Here is a 12,705-nt window from a genome sequence, read left to right on the forward strand (position 1 = left end):
CTCCGCGGTCCGTCAGATGCTCATCGAGCGGGCCGTGTTGATCTGGGCCATCACCATCTGGAAGGTCTCCGGGCCGGTCGCCGGGATCATCGTCGAGTGGTGCCTGCCCCCGCTGGTCACCGAGACCTGGATGAAGCCGGTCGTCTTCTTCTCCTTCATCAGAAGGAAGAGCAGACCGATCAGGCAGAGCAGCGCGAAGATGATCGCGAGCACGATCGCGACCGTCGGGATCTTCTCCTCGGTGCGCGACAGGTCCGTGGCCGTCCACACCGCGCCCTTGAGCGGCATCGTGCCGGCCGGTGTCACGATCTGGTCGTTCATGACGGTGATGTCGCCGAACGTGAGCATCGGCGTGCCCCCGCCGGGCGGCAGGCCCGGCTGCTGCGGGTAGCCGTAACCCGGCATGGTCGGCTGCCCCGCCTGCTCCGGGGGATAGCCGTATCCGGGCCGGCCCGCCGAATCGGGCTGCTGCGGGTAGCCGTAGGCCGGAGTGCCCGGGCCGGGCTGCCCGTGCGCCTGGCCGTCCGCGACGGTGGGCGGCCGGCCCGGCTGCTGGGGAGGCCCCCACTTGTATGAGTCGTCCGCGTACGGATTCGGATCGCTCAACTTTCCCCGCTTTCGATCAAGCCTTCGCGCCCCGGGCCTTGCTGCGCCGGGGGCGGCGAACCGGTGTCCGGTTCCGCATGACCGTACCGTCAAGACCCGGACGGCGCAGCAAGAGACCCCGCTTCCCGCACGGTTCGTGCGGAAAACGGGGCCCCGGATGCGACTGGTGCGCCAGTGGCGGTCAGAAGCGGCGCGTGATCAGCGCCCGCTTGACCTCCTGGATCGCCTTGGTGACCTCGATGCCACGCGGGCAGGCGTCCGTGCAGTTGAAGGTGGTGCGGCAACGCCACACGCCGTCACGGTCGTTGAGGATCTCCAGGCGCTGCTCGCCGCCCTCGTCGCGCGAGTCGAAGATGAAGCGGTGCGCGTTGACGATCGCCGCCGGGCCGAAGTACTGGCCGTCGTTCCAGAACACCGGGCACGAGGACGTGCACGCGGCGCACAGGATGCACTTGGTGGTGTCGTCGAAGCGTTCGCGGTCCTCGGCGGACTGCAGACGCTCACGGGTCGGCTCGTTCCCCTTGGTGATGAGGAAGGGCATGACATCACGGTAGGCCTGGAAGAACGGGTCCATGTCGACCACGAGGTCCTTGAGGACCGTGAGGCCCTTGATGGCCTCGACCGTGATCGGCTTCTCCGGGCTCAGGTCCTTGATCAGTGTCTTGCAGGCGAGCCTGTTCTTGCCGTTGATCCGCATCGCGTCGGAGCCGCAGATGCCGTGCGCGCAGGAGCGCCGGAAGGTCAGGGTGCCGTCCAGTTCCCACTTGATCTTGTGAAGGGCGTCGAGAACACGCTCCTTCGGGTCGATCGAGACCTGGAAGTCCTGCCACTGGGCCTCGTCGGAAACCTCGGGGTTGAACCGGCGGATCCGGAAGGTGGCCGTGATGTACGGGGAGTCGGCGAAGCCCGCCTCGGCCTGACCGGCCTTTTCCATCGTCGGGGTAGCCATCAGTACTTACGCTCCATCGGCTGGTAGCGGGTCTGGACGACCGGCTTGTAGTCGAGCCGGATCGACTCGGTGCCGTCGGCCGCGACCTCGCGGTACGCCATGGTGTGGCGCATGAAGTTGACGTCGTCGCGGTTCGGGTAGTCCTCGCGGTAGTGACCGCCGCGGGACTCCTTGCGGGCCAGCGCGGAGGTCGCCATGACCTCGGCCAGGTCGAGCAGGTTGCCCAGCTCGATGGCCTCCAGGAGGTCCGTGTTGAACCGCTTGCCCTTGTCCTGGATGGACACGTCGAGGTAACGCCTGCGCAGCTCGGCGATCTTGTCGACGGCCGTCTTGATGGTCTGCTCGGTGCGGAACACCATCACGTTGGCGTCCATGCACTCCTGCAGCTCCTGACGGATCGTGGCGACCCGCTCGGTGCCCGTCGAGTTGCGCAGCCGCTCGATCTGCTCCTCGACCATCTGCGCCGGGTTCTCGGGAAGCTCGACGAAGTCGTTCTTCGCGGAGTACTCGGCGGCACCGATGCCCGAGCGGCGTCCGAAGACGTTGATGTCGAGCAGCGAGTTCGTGCCCAGCCGGTTGGCGCCGTGCACGGAGACGCACGCGACCTCACCGGCGGCGTACAGGCCCGGGACGACGGTGGTGTTGTCGGCCAGCACCTCGCCCTCGACGTTGGTCGGGATGCCGCCCATGGCGTAGTGCGCGGTCGGCTGGATCGGGATCGGGTCCGTGTAGGGCTCGATGCCGAGGTACGTCCGCGCGAACTCGGTGATGTCCGGGAGCTTGGCGTCCAGCTGCTCCGGCGGCAGGTGCGTGAGGTCGAGGTAGACGTGGTCGCCCTCGGGACCACAGCCGCGGCCCTCACGGATCTCCGTGTAGATGGAGCGGGACACGACGTCACGGGACGCGAGGTCCTTCATGACGGGCGCGTACTTCTCCATGAAGCGCTCGCCGTCCTTGTTGCGGAGGATGCCGCCCTCACCACGGGCGCCCTCCGTCAGCAGGATGCCCATGCGCCAGATGCCCGTCGGGTGGAACTGGAAGAACTCCATGTCCTCCAGCGGCAGGCCGCGGCGCCAGGCGGCGGCCTGGCCGTCACCGGTCAGGGTGTGCGCGTTCGACGTCACCTTGAAGAACTTGCCGGTGCCGCCGGAGGCGAAGATGATCGACTTCGCCTGGAAGACGTGGATCTCGCCGGTGGCCAGCTCGTACGCGACGACGCCCGCTGACTTCTTCAGCCCGGTCTCGGGGTCCTCCTGGAGCAGGAGGTCCAGGACGTAGAACTCGTTGAAGAACTCCACGCCCTCCTTGACGCAGTTCTGGTACAGCGTCTGGAGGATCATGTGGCCGGTGCGGTCCGAGGCGTAGCAGGACCGGCGGACCGGGGCCTCGCCGTGGTTACGGCTGTGACCGCCGAAGCGGCGCTGGTCGATCCGTCCCTCGGGGGTGCGGTTGAACGGCAGGCCCATCTTCTCCAGGTCGAGAACGGAGTCGATGGCCTCCTTCGCCAGGATCTCGGCGGCGTCCTGGTCGACCAGGTAGTCGCCGCCCTTGATCGTGTCGAAGGTGTGCCACTCCCAGTTGTCCTCCTCCACGTTGGCGAGCGCGGCGGCCATGCCGCCCTGCGCGGCGCCCGTGTGGGAGCGGGTGGGGTAGAGCTTCGTGAGCACGGCGGTACGGCTGCGCTTCGTGGACTCGATGGCCGCGCGCATACCGGCGCCGCCGGCGCCGACGATGACGGTGTCGTACTTGTGGATCTGCATGATTTCCTCTGGTCCCTCTGGCCCGGCGCCTAGCGGATGTTCGGGTCGAAGGTGAAGATCACCAGCGTGCCCAGCAGGACGGTGAACACCGTGGCGGTGTACAGCAGCATCTTCAGCCAGAAGCGGGTGTTGTCCCGTTCGGCGTAGTCGTTGATGACCGTACGGAGGCCGTTGGCGCCGTGCAGCATGGCCAGCCACAGCATCGCCAGGTCCCAGAGCTGCCAGAACGGCGAGGCCCAGCGGCCCGCCACGAAGGCGAAGCCGATCTTGGAGACGCCGCCGTCCAGCACCAGCTGGATCAGCAGGTGGCCCAGGACCAGGACGACCAGGACGATGCCCGACAGGCGCATGAAGAGCCAGGCGTACATCTCGAAATTGGTGCGCGAACCCTTGGGGGTCTTGCCGGTCCGCGTGCGCGGCGGCTCGATGACCGGGGCCGGGTTCTCGACGTCGTAAAGAGTGACGCCCTCGACGGAGCCGATCGCGGCGGGGGACTCGGTGGACATTGGCCTCAGCTCCCGAAGACTGCGCGTACGGCGTGGCCGAGGACCGGGTACAGGGCCCCGACCATCAGCACGATCCAGATGCCCACGACGGACCAGAGCATCTGCTTCTGGTAGCGCGGGCCCTTGGCCCAGAAGTCCACGGCGACGATGCGAAGACCGTTCAGCGCGTGGAAGAGAATGGCGGCCACGAGGCCGTATTCGAGGAGCGCGACGATCGGCGTCTTGTACGTGGCCACGACGTTGTCGTATGCCTCGGGGGAAACGCGGACGAGAGCGGTGTCCAGGACGTGTACGAACAGGAAGAAGAAAATGAGGACACCGGTGACTCGATGAGCCACCCAGGACCACATGCCTTCCCGGCCGCGGTACAGCGTTCCAGCCGGCACGGAAGAACCCTCCGGGAGCAGGGATTGGGGTCGGCCGGCTTGACTGTCGGTCTGACCCGGCCGGGTACGGTCCACCGGCCCCGGCCATCGTAGCGACGCTTTGTCGGTTCGTTCGCGCGGGGGCCTCTGGTGTGATCAAAGCGGCAATCAAACTGCCACGGACGGGCTATAGCGGACCGGTGAACACCGCTGACCGGCCCCGTTCCGTTATGAACCCGATATCAGCTCGATGATGCGGCCCCGGGCGAGTCGCCGCATCTCCTCCGCGGTGACCACCCGCTCCTGGTCCGGCTCGTGGCTCAGCCTGGCCCGGATTCCGGCGAGCACCTGGTCCGGCTGTTCGGCGGGCTCGAAGCCGTCCAGGCAGATCACGAAGACATGGCCGAAGCGGCACTCGTACGCGGCGTGCGCGGCCCGCAGCGCGAGGTGGGCGGAGTGCGGCGCGGCGTGGTGCAGCCCGGGGGAGGCCTCGGCGGCGAGCGCCTCGGCGAGATCCGCCGGCGACAGGTCGTAGCCCGCCTCGTCGGCGGCGGCCAGCAGCGCGTCGAGGTCCGGGTACGGGCGGTGGGCGGCCAGCCGCCAGGCCCAGCGGCGGCTGCCGGAGCACTCCAGCAGGGCGGCCTCGGCCTCGGCGGCCGGCGCGGCGTTGAAGCGGTCGAGGCCCGGGTGGCCGGCCCGGTCCGGCGCCGGCCCGGAAGCCTGGACGGGTGCGGCCGTCCGGGTGGCCGGTTGCCTCAGTCGCTTCGGCGGGCCGGCGGGGGACTCGCTGGACCTGGACAGCGTGGGGCTCCTCGAATCAGCGGCATCCGTGAGCCTGGGGTCCGGAGTGGGACGGGACGGGTGAGCCCAGGCGGATGCAGGGTGAAGAAAGAGTTGCGGAGTGAAAGGAGTGTTGCAGGGTGAGGGGAGAGACGAATGTGCCTCAAAGCTAGCGAGGCAGGGCAACGGCCGCCCGTCGGATACGCGAACTTCACCCGGACGGGAGAGTTTCGGAACGCCTGAGGGGTCATGAGCCCAGGAGAATGCCTGGCTTACTCCCTATTTCCGACTATTTCTGCTCTGTTTGTTTCTGCCCAACTTTCCCCTCGTATAGGAGGTTTCTGACCGATGTCGCCTTCACGCGGCGCCCTCGTGGCTGGTGCGGTCCTCACCGCGGCGGCCGCCGCGACGATCGCCGTCGTCGTCTGGTCGGAAAGCTCCGACATCGGACCCGCGGGGGAGTCGGGGTCCAGCACCCCCTCGGGCTCCTCGGCCGCCCCCTCGCCGACCCGGAGCTACCCGCTCTCCACCCCGCCCCGCACCATCCCCGCCGTACGCGAACACATCGCCGCCCGCGGCCCCGGCTGGCGGCCGGGCTCGGCCGCCGGGGTCGTCATCGCTCCCGGCAGCGGGGCGCTCGCGGACGAGGGGCAGCTGCTCGCCCAGGAGCTGAAGATCCACTACCGGGGTGACGTCCCCGCCCGCGCGGGTGACGTGGAGCTGGCTCTCACCCCGGGCAAGGGCACCCCCGAGTCGTACACCCTCAGGACCCACGACGGACGGGTCACGATCAGCGGACCCGACCAGGCCGGTGTCTTCTACGGAACCCGCACCCTGAAACAGTCGGTGCGCGCCGACGGCGCCATGCCCGAGGGTGAGGTGCGCGACCACCCCGACCGGCCGCAGCGCGGCCTCAACCTCGACATCGCGCGCAAGTACTACACCGTCGCCTGGATCGAGGACCGGCTGCGCGAGATGGCCGACCTCAAGCTCAACCAGCTCGGCCTGCACTTCTCCGACGACCAGGCGTTCCGGATCCAGTCCGACACCCACCCCGAGGTGGTGTCGCCGCAGCACCTCACCAAGGCGGAGGTGCGGCAGATCCTCGGCCTCGCGGGCCGGCTGCACATCGAGGTCGTCCCCGAGCTCGACTCCCCCGGCCATCTGGGCGCGGTCCTGCGGGCCCACCCCGACCTCCAGCTGCGCAACGTGTCGGGGGTGCGCTCGCCCGGATCGCTCGACATCTCCAAACCGGGGGCGGCGAAGCTCATCGACGAACTCCTCGGCGAGTTCACCGGGCTGTTCGGCGGCCGCTACTGGCATCTCGGCGCCGACGAGTACCTCGCGCTGATGGCCCGGGACCCGGCCGCCTCGTACCCGCAGCTGCAACGCGCCGCCCAGCAGAAGTACGGACCGCGGGCCGGGATCAAGGACCTCGCCACCGGCTGGCTCAACGACCGCGCGGCGGTGGTGCGCCCGCACGGCAAGCGGCCCAAGGCGTGGAACGACGGCTTCTTCCGCGACGGAGTCGTCCACGCCGACAAGGACATCGAGGTCGAGTACTGGACGGGCAGGGAGTACGGTGCCCGGCCGCCGGAGGAGTACCTGCGCGAAGGGCGGCGGGTGGTGAACCTCAACGACGAGTTCCTCTATTACGTACTCGGCCAGCCCAACAACTTCGTCTACCCCACGGGCAAGCGGATCTACGAACAGTGGACCCCGCTCGTCCTGCGCGGCACCCGGCCCGTCCCGGCGGGCTATTCCGGCCAGATCCTCGGTGGCCGGTTCGCGGTCTGGGGCGACCTCCCGAACGCGCAGACCCCGGCGCAGGTGGCGCAGGGCATCCGGATGCCGTTGCGGGCGATCAGCCAGAAGCTGTGGGATCCGCGGAAGCCGGAGCTGAGCTGGGATCAGTTCCGGGCGCTGGCCGCGCGGATCGACGGGGCGGGCTGAGCGGGCCGGGCCGGATTCCCCGTGGACAGGGGGGTGGGCAGGGGATTACGTTCGCATGCCGCGCGCTCCGGGGGGAGGGGCGCGCGTTCCTTGCGTTTCGAGCTCAGAATCATGGGGGGTTCTACATCGTGCTGTGCTCCACCTGTCGTCTCAGACCGCCGGTCACCGCGGACGGGCACTGTCTTCTCTGCGCCGGACCGGCCGGGGAGGCGGCCCCGATGCCACCGGCCCCGATCTTTGTCGCTCCGCAGCAGTACCTGCGCTCGCCGAACGGCCTCGCGAAGGCTGTCGTCGTCCTGCTCATGGCGGTCGCGGTGGCGGATCTGCTCGCGGTGGCAGCGGGGCTGAACATCCGCCTCCTGCTCGGGGACGCGCAGGACAACGACTTCGCCACGTACGACGAGGCGGAGGCGACCCTCGCGGACAATCTGTACGGGTCCGCCGGTGCGCTGCAGGGTGTCATGACCCTGGCCACCGGCATCGTCTTCATCATCTGGTTCCGGCGTCTGCGGATGAACGCCGAGGTGTTCGACCCGAGCGTGCAGCCGATGTCGCCCGGCTGGTCGGTCGGCGCCTGGTTCGTCCCGGTCGCCAACCTCTTCCTGCCGCGCCGGATCGCGGGCGGTATCTGGACGGCGAGCGCCCAGACCAACCCCGATGGCAGCTGGCGCACGGTCCCGGCCACCACGATGAATCTGTGGTGGGGAGCGTGGGTCTGCTCGCTGGCCTTCTCCTGGGTCACGTCCCGGCAGTACATGAGGGCGGAGAAGACGCAGGAGATCATCGACGCGACGGGGCTGGTGATGGCGTCCGACGCCCTCGACATCGTGGCCGCGGTGCTCGCGATCCTTTTCGTACGCAAGCTGACCCGGATGCAGGGGGAGCGGGCGGCCCTCGGTGTGTATCCCCTGGGCGCCCAGGGGTAGCGGGGCGCGCCCGCGGAGCGATGCTGTTCGGCCTCCCCGGTGGCGCTTCTGAGCCATCCGGCGCTGAACGCGGTAGCAGCGAGGTCACTGACGCTCACGGGCGTCTCATGAGACGAGGCCGGGAGAGTAGCGCTCCAAGAGGGTGGCGAACCTCGATCCCGGCGCTGCGGCCGCCACCGCGGCGGCGTCGGGCGCTGTGTCCACGTCGCGCAGGAGCGGCAGGTCGCGAACCCGAAGGCCCGCCCCGGTGAGGCGGTCGCGCTGGGCGGCGCCGGTGTATGCGGTGGACATCGGGACGCCTCGCAGCAGCGCCGGGTCGGGCGCGGCCAGGCCGAGCGCCCAGAATCCGCCGTCCTCCGCCGGGCCGAACCACGCGTCGCACTCCAGCCACGCGCCGGGATCCAGTACGGGGGCGAGGAGCTTCGGGGTGAGCTGGGGGGTGTCCATGCCGACCAGTAGGGCGGGGCCGTCCGTCACAGCGGCGAAGGCCGCGGCCAGCCGCTTGTCCAGGCCGCCGGACGCCTGCGGGATCACCTCGATGCCGGGCGGCAGCCAGTGTCCGGGCGCGCCGTCCAGGATGAGCATCCGGCGGCGGGTCGGGCAGCGCAGCACGGTCTCCAGGGTGTCGGCGAGCGCCGCCTCCGCGAGGGCGGCGGCTTGGGCGGGGGTGAACGGCGGCGTAAGCCGAGTCTTGACGTGTCCAGGCCGCGGCTCCTTGGCTATCACCAGCAGCGCGGTCGGTCCGACCGGGCCGCTCACCGGGGGGCTCCCGCCGGACGCCGGGGCGGCTCGCTGAGGACCGCGCGCATGTCGCGCACCGCGTACCAGGTGCCACGCCAGGTGCCCGTGACCTTGGAGCGACCGGCGCGCGGATGGTAGGGCACGTCGACCTCGCGCACCCGCCATCCGGCGTCGGCGGCGCGGATGACCATCTGCAACGGGTATCCCGACCTGCGGTCGGTCAGGTCCAGGGCGAGCAGGGCCTCCCGGCGGGCCACCCGCATCGGGCCGAGGTCGTGCAGGCGCAGGCCGGTGCGGCGGCGAATCAGCCGGGCCAGCTCGCGGTTGGCGAGCCGGGCGTGCACCGGCCAGGCGCGGCGTGTCGTCGGCCTGCGCCGCCCGAGTACCAGGTCCGCCTCGCCGTCCAGGACGGCGTGGGCCAGTGACGGCAGCAGCCCTGGGTCGAGGGAGGCGTCGCAGTCGCAGAGACAGACTACGGGCGCTGTGGCGGCGCGCAGCCCGGCCGCACAGGCGGCACCGAAGCCGCGCACCGGTTCGCCCACGACATGCGCGCCCAGCGACGCGGCGAGTTCGGCGGAGCCGTCGGTCGAGCCGTTGTCGACCACCACGGCACGCCACCCGGGCGGTATCCGCTCCAGCACCCAGGGAAGGGCGGCTGCTTCGTTGAGGCAGGGCAGCACGACGTCCACAAGGGGCCGATGCCTCTCGGTCATGTCTTTCAGCCTACGGATATCGATGTATGGGCGGAAATGGAGTGATGCGCGCGGATCGCCTGGTGCGCTCGGCCGTTGCCGTATGGCGTGGGCGGGTGGCGTCGCCGTCTTCGATGGCGGCACGGGGTTCGGGCAGCGGGTGCTTCGAACCGGTGCGGGCCGCAACGGCTGCGCCGGCCGCGGGTTCGAGGCCATCTCCCGCACGCGCGTTACCGAGGCATCGATGCCCGGCCGCGCAGGGGGGCTTTGGCGAACTCCCGCACGCCGTCGGCGAACGGTACCTGGGGCAGCCAGCCGAGTTCCTTGCGCAGCCGTGACGAGGAGGCGGTGATGTGGCGGACGTCGCCCAGGCGGTACTCACCGGTCACCACCGGCGCGGGCCCGCCGTAGGCCGCGGAGAGCGCGGTGGCCATCTCCCCCACGGTGTGCGGGCTTCCGCTGCCTACGTTGTAGGCGCGCAGTGTGCCATCCGGGATCGCGGCGCCGACCGCGCCGAGCGCTGCCAGGTTGGCGGCGGCCACGTCGGCGACGTGGACGAAGTCCCGGCGCTGACGGCCGTCCTCGAAGACCCGGGGCGGCTCGCCGCGGGCGAGTGCGGAACGGAAGAGCGAGGCGACCCCGGCGTAGGGGGTGTCGCGTGGCATTCCTGGTCCGTAGACGTTGTGGTAGCGCAGGGCGACCGCCCGGCCGCCGGTGGCCCGCGCCCAGGCGGCGGCCAGGTGCTCCTGGGCGACTTTCGTCGCTGCGTAGACATTGCGCGGGTCGGGTGGCGCGTCCTCCGGCACCAGGCCGGGGGTGAGCGGATCGCCGCAGCGCCGGCAGACGGGGTCGAACCGCCCGGCGTCCAGGTCGGCGACCCGGCGCGGGCCGGGCCGGACGGTCCCGTGGCGGGCGCATTCGTAGCGACCCTCGCCGTAGTAGACCATCGAGCCGGCCAGGACGAGTTCGCTCACCCGCAGCCGGGCCATGGCCGTGAGCAGGACGGCGGTGCCCAGGTCGTTGCACCCCACGTAGGCGGGCACGTCGTCGAAGTCCCGGCTCAGGCCGACCATGGCTGCCTGGTGGCAGACCGCGTCCACCGCGCGCAGCGCTTCCTCGACCACCGCCCGGTCCCGCACGTCGCCGCGCACGAACGCAACACCGGGCGGCCGTGAGGGCGGGAAGGCCGCCGCGCCGTGCGTCGCGGGCAGCACCGCGTCCAGCACGCGCACCTCATGTCCGGCCTCGACCAGCGCACCGACGACGTGGGAGCCGATGAATCCGGCCCCTCCTGTGACAAGCACCAGCATGCCTCGAGGCTACGGCCGGATCCGACACACGGCGCTGCGAGTCCGTCCGCTGTGCTCGCGGCTGCCACTATGGCGGGTGTGGGAGTACGCACGCTCTGCGCCACGGCACTCCTCGCCGCCCTTGTCGCCGTCGTCGCCGCGACGGTCCGCTCAGGCGGTGATCTCGGCCATCCGGCTGCGCTGCTGTACTGGTACGCCGCCGCGTGGGTGCTGTTCGCCGGAGCGGCGTGGACAGTGCGGCGCGTGCCGGTGCGCACCGCCGTGGCGCTGATCCTGGCCGGGGGGATCGCCCTGTGCGTGGCAGCGCTCTCGGCTCCGCCGCGCACCAGCGACGACATGTACCGCTACGCGTGGGACGGCCGCGTGCAGGCCACGGGAATCTCCCCGTACGCCTATCCGCCGGACGCGCCACAGCTTGCCCGGTTGCGTGATCCGTGGCTCTTCCCCACCGGGACCGCCTGCCGCGGGTGGGACCTCCACTCAGCGGCGGCGGTGTGCACGCACATCAACAGGCCGTCCGATCCCACGATCTATCCGCCGGCGGCCGAGGGATGGTTCCTGCTGGTGCACGCCGTCTCCCCGGCAGGCGCGCGGCACAAGCCCCTGCAACTCGCCGGTGCGGTGCTCTCCGTCGCCACGACGGTGGCGCTGCTGCTGGTGCAGCGGCGTACGTGTGGTGACACGCGGCAGGTGGCACTGTGGGCATGGTGTCCGGCGGTGCCGTTCGCCGCGGTCAACGACGCCCATGTGGACACTGTCGGAGTGCTGCTCACGGTGGCCGCGCTCGGCATGGCCGCGGGAGCACGCCGTGGAGCGCTGCTCGGGGCGGCGATCGCCGTCAAGCTGCTGCCCGCACTCACCCTTCCGGGCGCACTGTCGGGGGTACTGGCCCCTGGGCGCAGCCCGCGTACCCGGCTGCGGGAGACAGCGAGCGTGCTGCTCGCCGCCGTTGGTGTCGTGGCGCTCGCCTACCTCCCGTACCTGCTGGCATCCGGTTCCACGGTCGTGGGTTATCTCCCCGGCTATCTGCGGGAGGAGGGGTACGAGCCAGGTCACGTCGGCCGGTTTGCGCTGCTGCGGCTGGTGCTGCCGGACGCGTGGGCCGGTCCGGCCGCTGTCGCACTGGTGGCGCTCAGTGCCTGGTACGTCCTGCGGTGCGGCGATCCAGAGCGGCCGTGGCACGGATCGCTGCTGGTCACGGGCACTGCGCTGCTGCTCACCTCGCCGGCGTACTACTGGTATGCGCTGCTCGTCGTGGCTCTCGTGGCAATGGGCGGCCCGGGGGAGTGGCTCGCCGTCGCTGCCGCGGGCACCGTGCTGTATGTCGCGGACGCACTGCAGTGGCATGGCGTCCAGACAGTTGCGTACGGGATGGCCGCTGTGGCGGTGCTCGCTGGTGCACTCGTCCGGGCGTGGGCGCGTGGCGGCGGGGACAGACGGCGGGACGGTACGGGAGGGCAGGCGTGTCGACCACGTCGGGCGCGAGCGGGTCATCGGTGGCGGCGTCTGAAGACGACCATCCGCAGGACGGTGAAGCGCACCACGGTCACCAGGGCGAAACTCGGTGCGAGCACCAGGGTCTCCGCCGCTGGTGAGGCGGTGGGCCGGTAGTGGCGGAAGAGCAGGACAGCGCCTGAGGTGGCCAGGTACGCCAGGACGAAAAGGCCCCCCGCGGCCAGATGCGCCTGGAGGACCCGGACCGGGGACCCGCGAAAGGTCAGCCGGCGGTTGGCCTCCGTGTTGAGGACGGTGACGACAAGAAGGGAGGCGAAATTGGCCAGGACGGGCGGCGACCAGTGGCGCAGAACCCAGTACAGCAAGGCCTGGGCCACCGTGGAGGCGACGCCGATCACGACGAACCAGAACACTTCCCTGGTCAGCGCGGTGCGGCCGGGCCGGGTGGAGGCGCTGCGCTGTGTGCTGAGGCGTCGCACCCCACCATCATGAGGCCACCATGCGACCCGTCGAGCCGTGCGGAGCGCCCGTTCGGCCGTTCGGCTGGCGACGGGCACCCGCATGGACGCCAGGCGCGGAAAGCCGCCCCGATCTGTGCCAGTTTGTGGCTGACGACCCAACAGGCATGACGGAGCGGGTGGGGTTCGATCCACCCCCTCGAG

The 12,705-nt window shown here is 70.5% G+C and carries 12 protein-coding genes and 1 pseudogene; 3 read left to right on the forward strand and 10 right to left on the reverse strand.

From position 1 onward, the window contains the following. Positions 1-12: 12 nt before the first annotated feature. The 6 genes from ACZ7L9_RS11810 to ACZ7L9_RS11835 all read right to left on the reverse strand — a co-directional run bounded on the left by ACZ7L9_RS11810 (position 13) and on the right by ACZ7L9_RS11835 (position 4,945). Positions 13-606 carry a hypothetical protein gene (locus ACZ7L9_RS11810; RefSeq protein ID WP_471414536.1) on the reverse strand — a complete coding sequence of 198 codons (594 nt, stop codon included), beginning with the start codon at positions 604-606 and terminating at the stop codon, positions 13-15. 181 nt (positions 607-787) lie between these two features. Continuing rightward, positions 788-1,555 carry a succinate dehydrogenase iron-sulfur subunit gene (locus ACZ7L9_RS11815; protein ID WP_384452180.1) on the reverse strand — a complete coding sequence of 256 codons (768 nt, stop codon included), beginning with the start codon at positions 1,553-1,555 and terminating at the stop codon, positions 788-790. Then, complete coding sequence (sdhA, locus tag ACZ7L9_RS11820; RefSeq protein WP_471414537.1) at positions 1,555-3,315, reverse strand: succinate dehydrogenase flavoprotein subunit; 1,761 nt, start codon at positions 3,313-3,315, stop codon at positions 1,555-1,557. Before sdhA ends, ACZ7L9_RS11815 begins: the two co-directional genes overlap by 1 nt. Before the next feature lie 29 nt (positions 3,316-3,344). Next, complete coding sequence (locus ACZ7L9_RS11825) at positions 3,345-3,821, reverse strand: succinate dehydrogenase hydrophobic membrane anchor subunit (protein ID WP_471414539.1); 477 nt, start codon at positions 3,819-3,821, stop codon at positions 3,345-3,347. 5 nt (positions 3,822-3,826) lie between these two features. Further along, positions 3,827-4,207 (reverse strand): succinate dehydrogenase, cytochrome b556 subunit, encoded by a 381-nt coding sequence (gene sdhC, locus ACZ7L9_RS11830; protein ID WP_266748085.1) that lies wholly within the window; start codon positions 4,205-4,207, stop codon positions 3,827-3,829. 207 nt (positions 4,208-4,414) lie between these two features. Then, positions 4,415-4,945: a 2-oxo-4-hydroxy-4-carboxy-5-ureidoimidazoline decarboxylase gene (locus ACZ7L9_RS11835; protein ID WP_471414688.1), complete on the reverse strand. Its 531-nt coding sequence runs from the start codon at positions 4,943-4,945 to the stop codon at positions 4,415-4,417. Positions 4,946-5,314: 369 nt separating this feature from the next. Here ACZ7L9_RS11835 and ACZ7L9_RS11840 point away from each other — a divergent pair, with 369 nt between their 5' ends. Both ACZ7L9_RS11840 and ACZ7L9_RS11845 read left to right on the forward strand, forming a co-directional pair. After that, a complete protein-coding gene (locus ACZ7L9_RS11840) occupies positions 5,315-6,919 on the forward strand; it encodes a beta-N-acetylhexosaminidase (protein ID WP_471414540.1) in 1,605 nt (534 codons plus the stop codon). 218 nt (positions 6,920-7,137) lie between these two features. Beyond that, a complete protein-coding gene (locus ACZ7L9_RS11845) occupies positions 7,138-7,845 on the forward strand; it encodes a DUF4328 domain-containing protein (protein ID WP_471414541.1) in 708 nt (235 codons plus the stop codon). 105 nt (positions 7,846-7,950) lie between these two features. Here the strand turns inward: ACZ7L9_RS11845 and ACZ7L9_RS11850 are convergent, their stop codons facing one another. The 3 genes from ACZ7L9_RS11850 to ACZ7L9_RS11860 form a co-directional block, all read right to left on the reverse strand. Next, positions 7,951-8,604 carry a TIGR04282 family arsenosugar biosynthesis glycosyltransferase gene (locus ACZ7L9_RS11850; RefSeq protein WP_471414543.1) on the reverse strand — a complete coding sequence of 218 codons (654 nt, stop codon included), beginning with the start codon at positions 8,602-8,604 and terminating at the stop codon, positions 7,951-7,953. Then, complete coding sequence (locus tag ACZ7L9_RS11855; protein WP_471414544.1) at positions 8,601-9,299, reverse strand: glycosyltransferase family 2 protein; 699 nt, start codon at positions 9,297-9,299, stop codon at positions 8,601-8,603. Before ACZ7L9_RS11855 ends, ACZ7L9_RS11850 begins: the two co-directional genes overlap by 4 nt. Positions 9,300-9,508: 209 nt before the next feature. Continuing rightward, the gene (locus tag ACZ7L9_RS11860) at positions 9,509-10,588 is read right to left on the reverse strand and encodes an NAD-dependent epimerase/dehydratase family protein (RefSeq protein ID WP_471414545.1); all 1,080 of its coding nucleotides are present in this window, start codon (positions 10,586-10,588) and stop codon (positions 9,509-9,511) included. 69 nt (positions 10,589-10,657) lie between these two features. Here ACZ7L9_RS11860 and ACZ7L9_RS11865 point away from each other — a divergent pair, with 69 nt between their 5' ends. Continuing rightward, entirely contained in the window at positions 10,658-12,199 is a 1,542-nt protein-coding gene (locus tag ACZ7L9_RS11865; protein WP_471414546.1) for a glycosyltransferase 87 family protein, read from the forward strand. Here the strand turns inward: ACZ7L9_RS11865 and ACZ7L9_RS11870 are convergent. Beyond that, positions 12,157-12,606, reverse strand: a pseudogene (locus tag ACZ7L9_RS11870) (GtrA family protein); the annotation flags it as partial. The gene ACZ7L9_RS11865 and the pseudogene ACZ7L9_RS11870 sit on opposite strands and share 43 nt — an antisense overlap. Positions 12,607-12,705: the final 99 nt, after the last annotated feature.

The organism is Streptomyces sp. NPDC111516 (assembly GCF_055635345.1).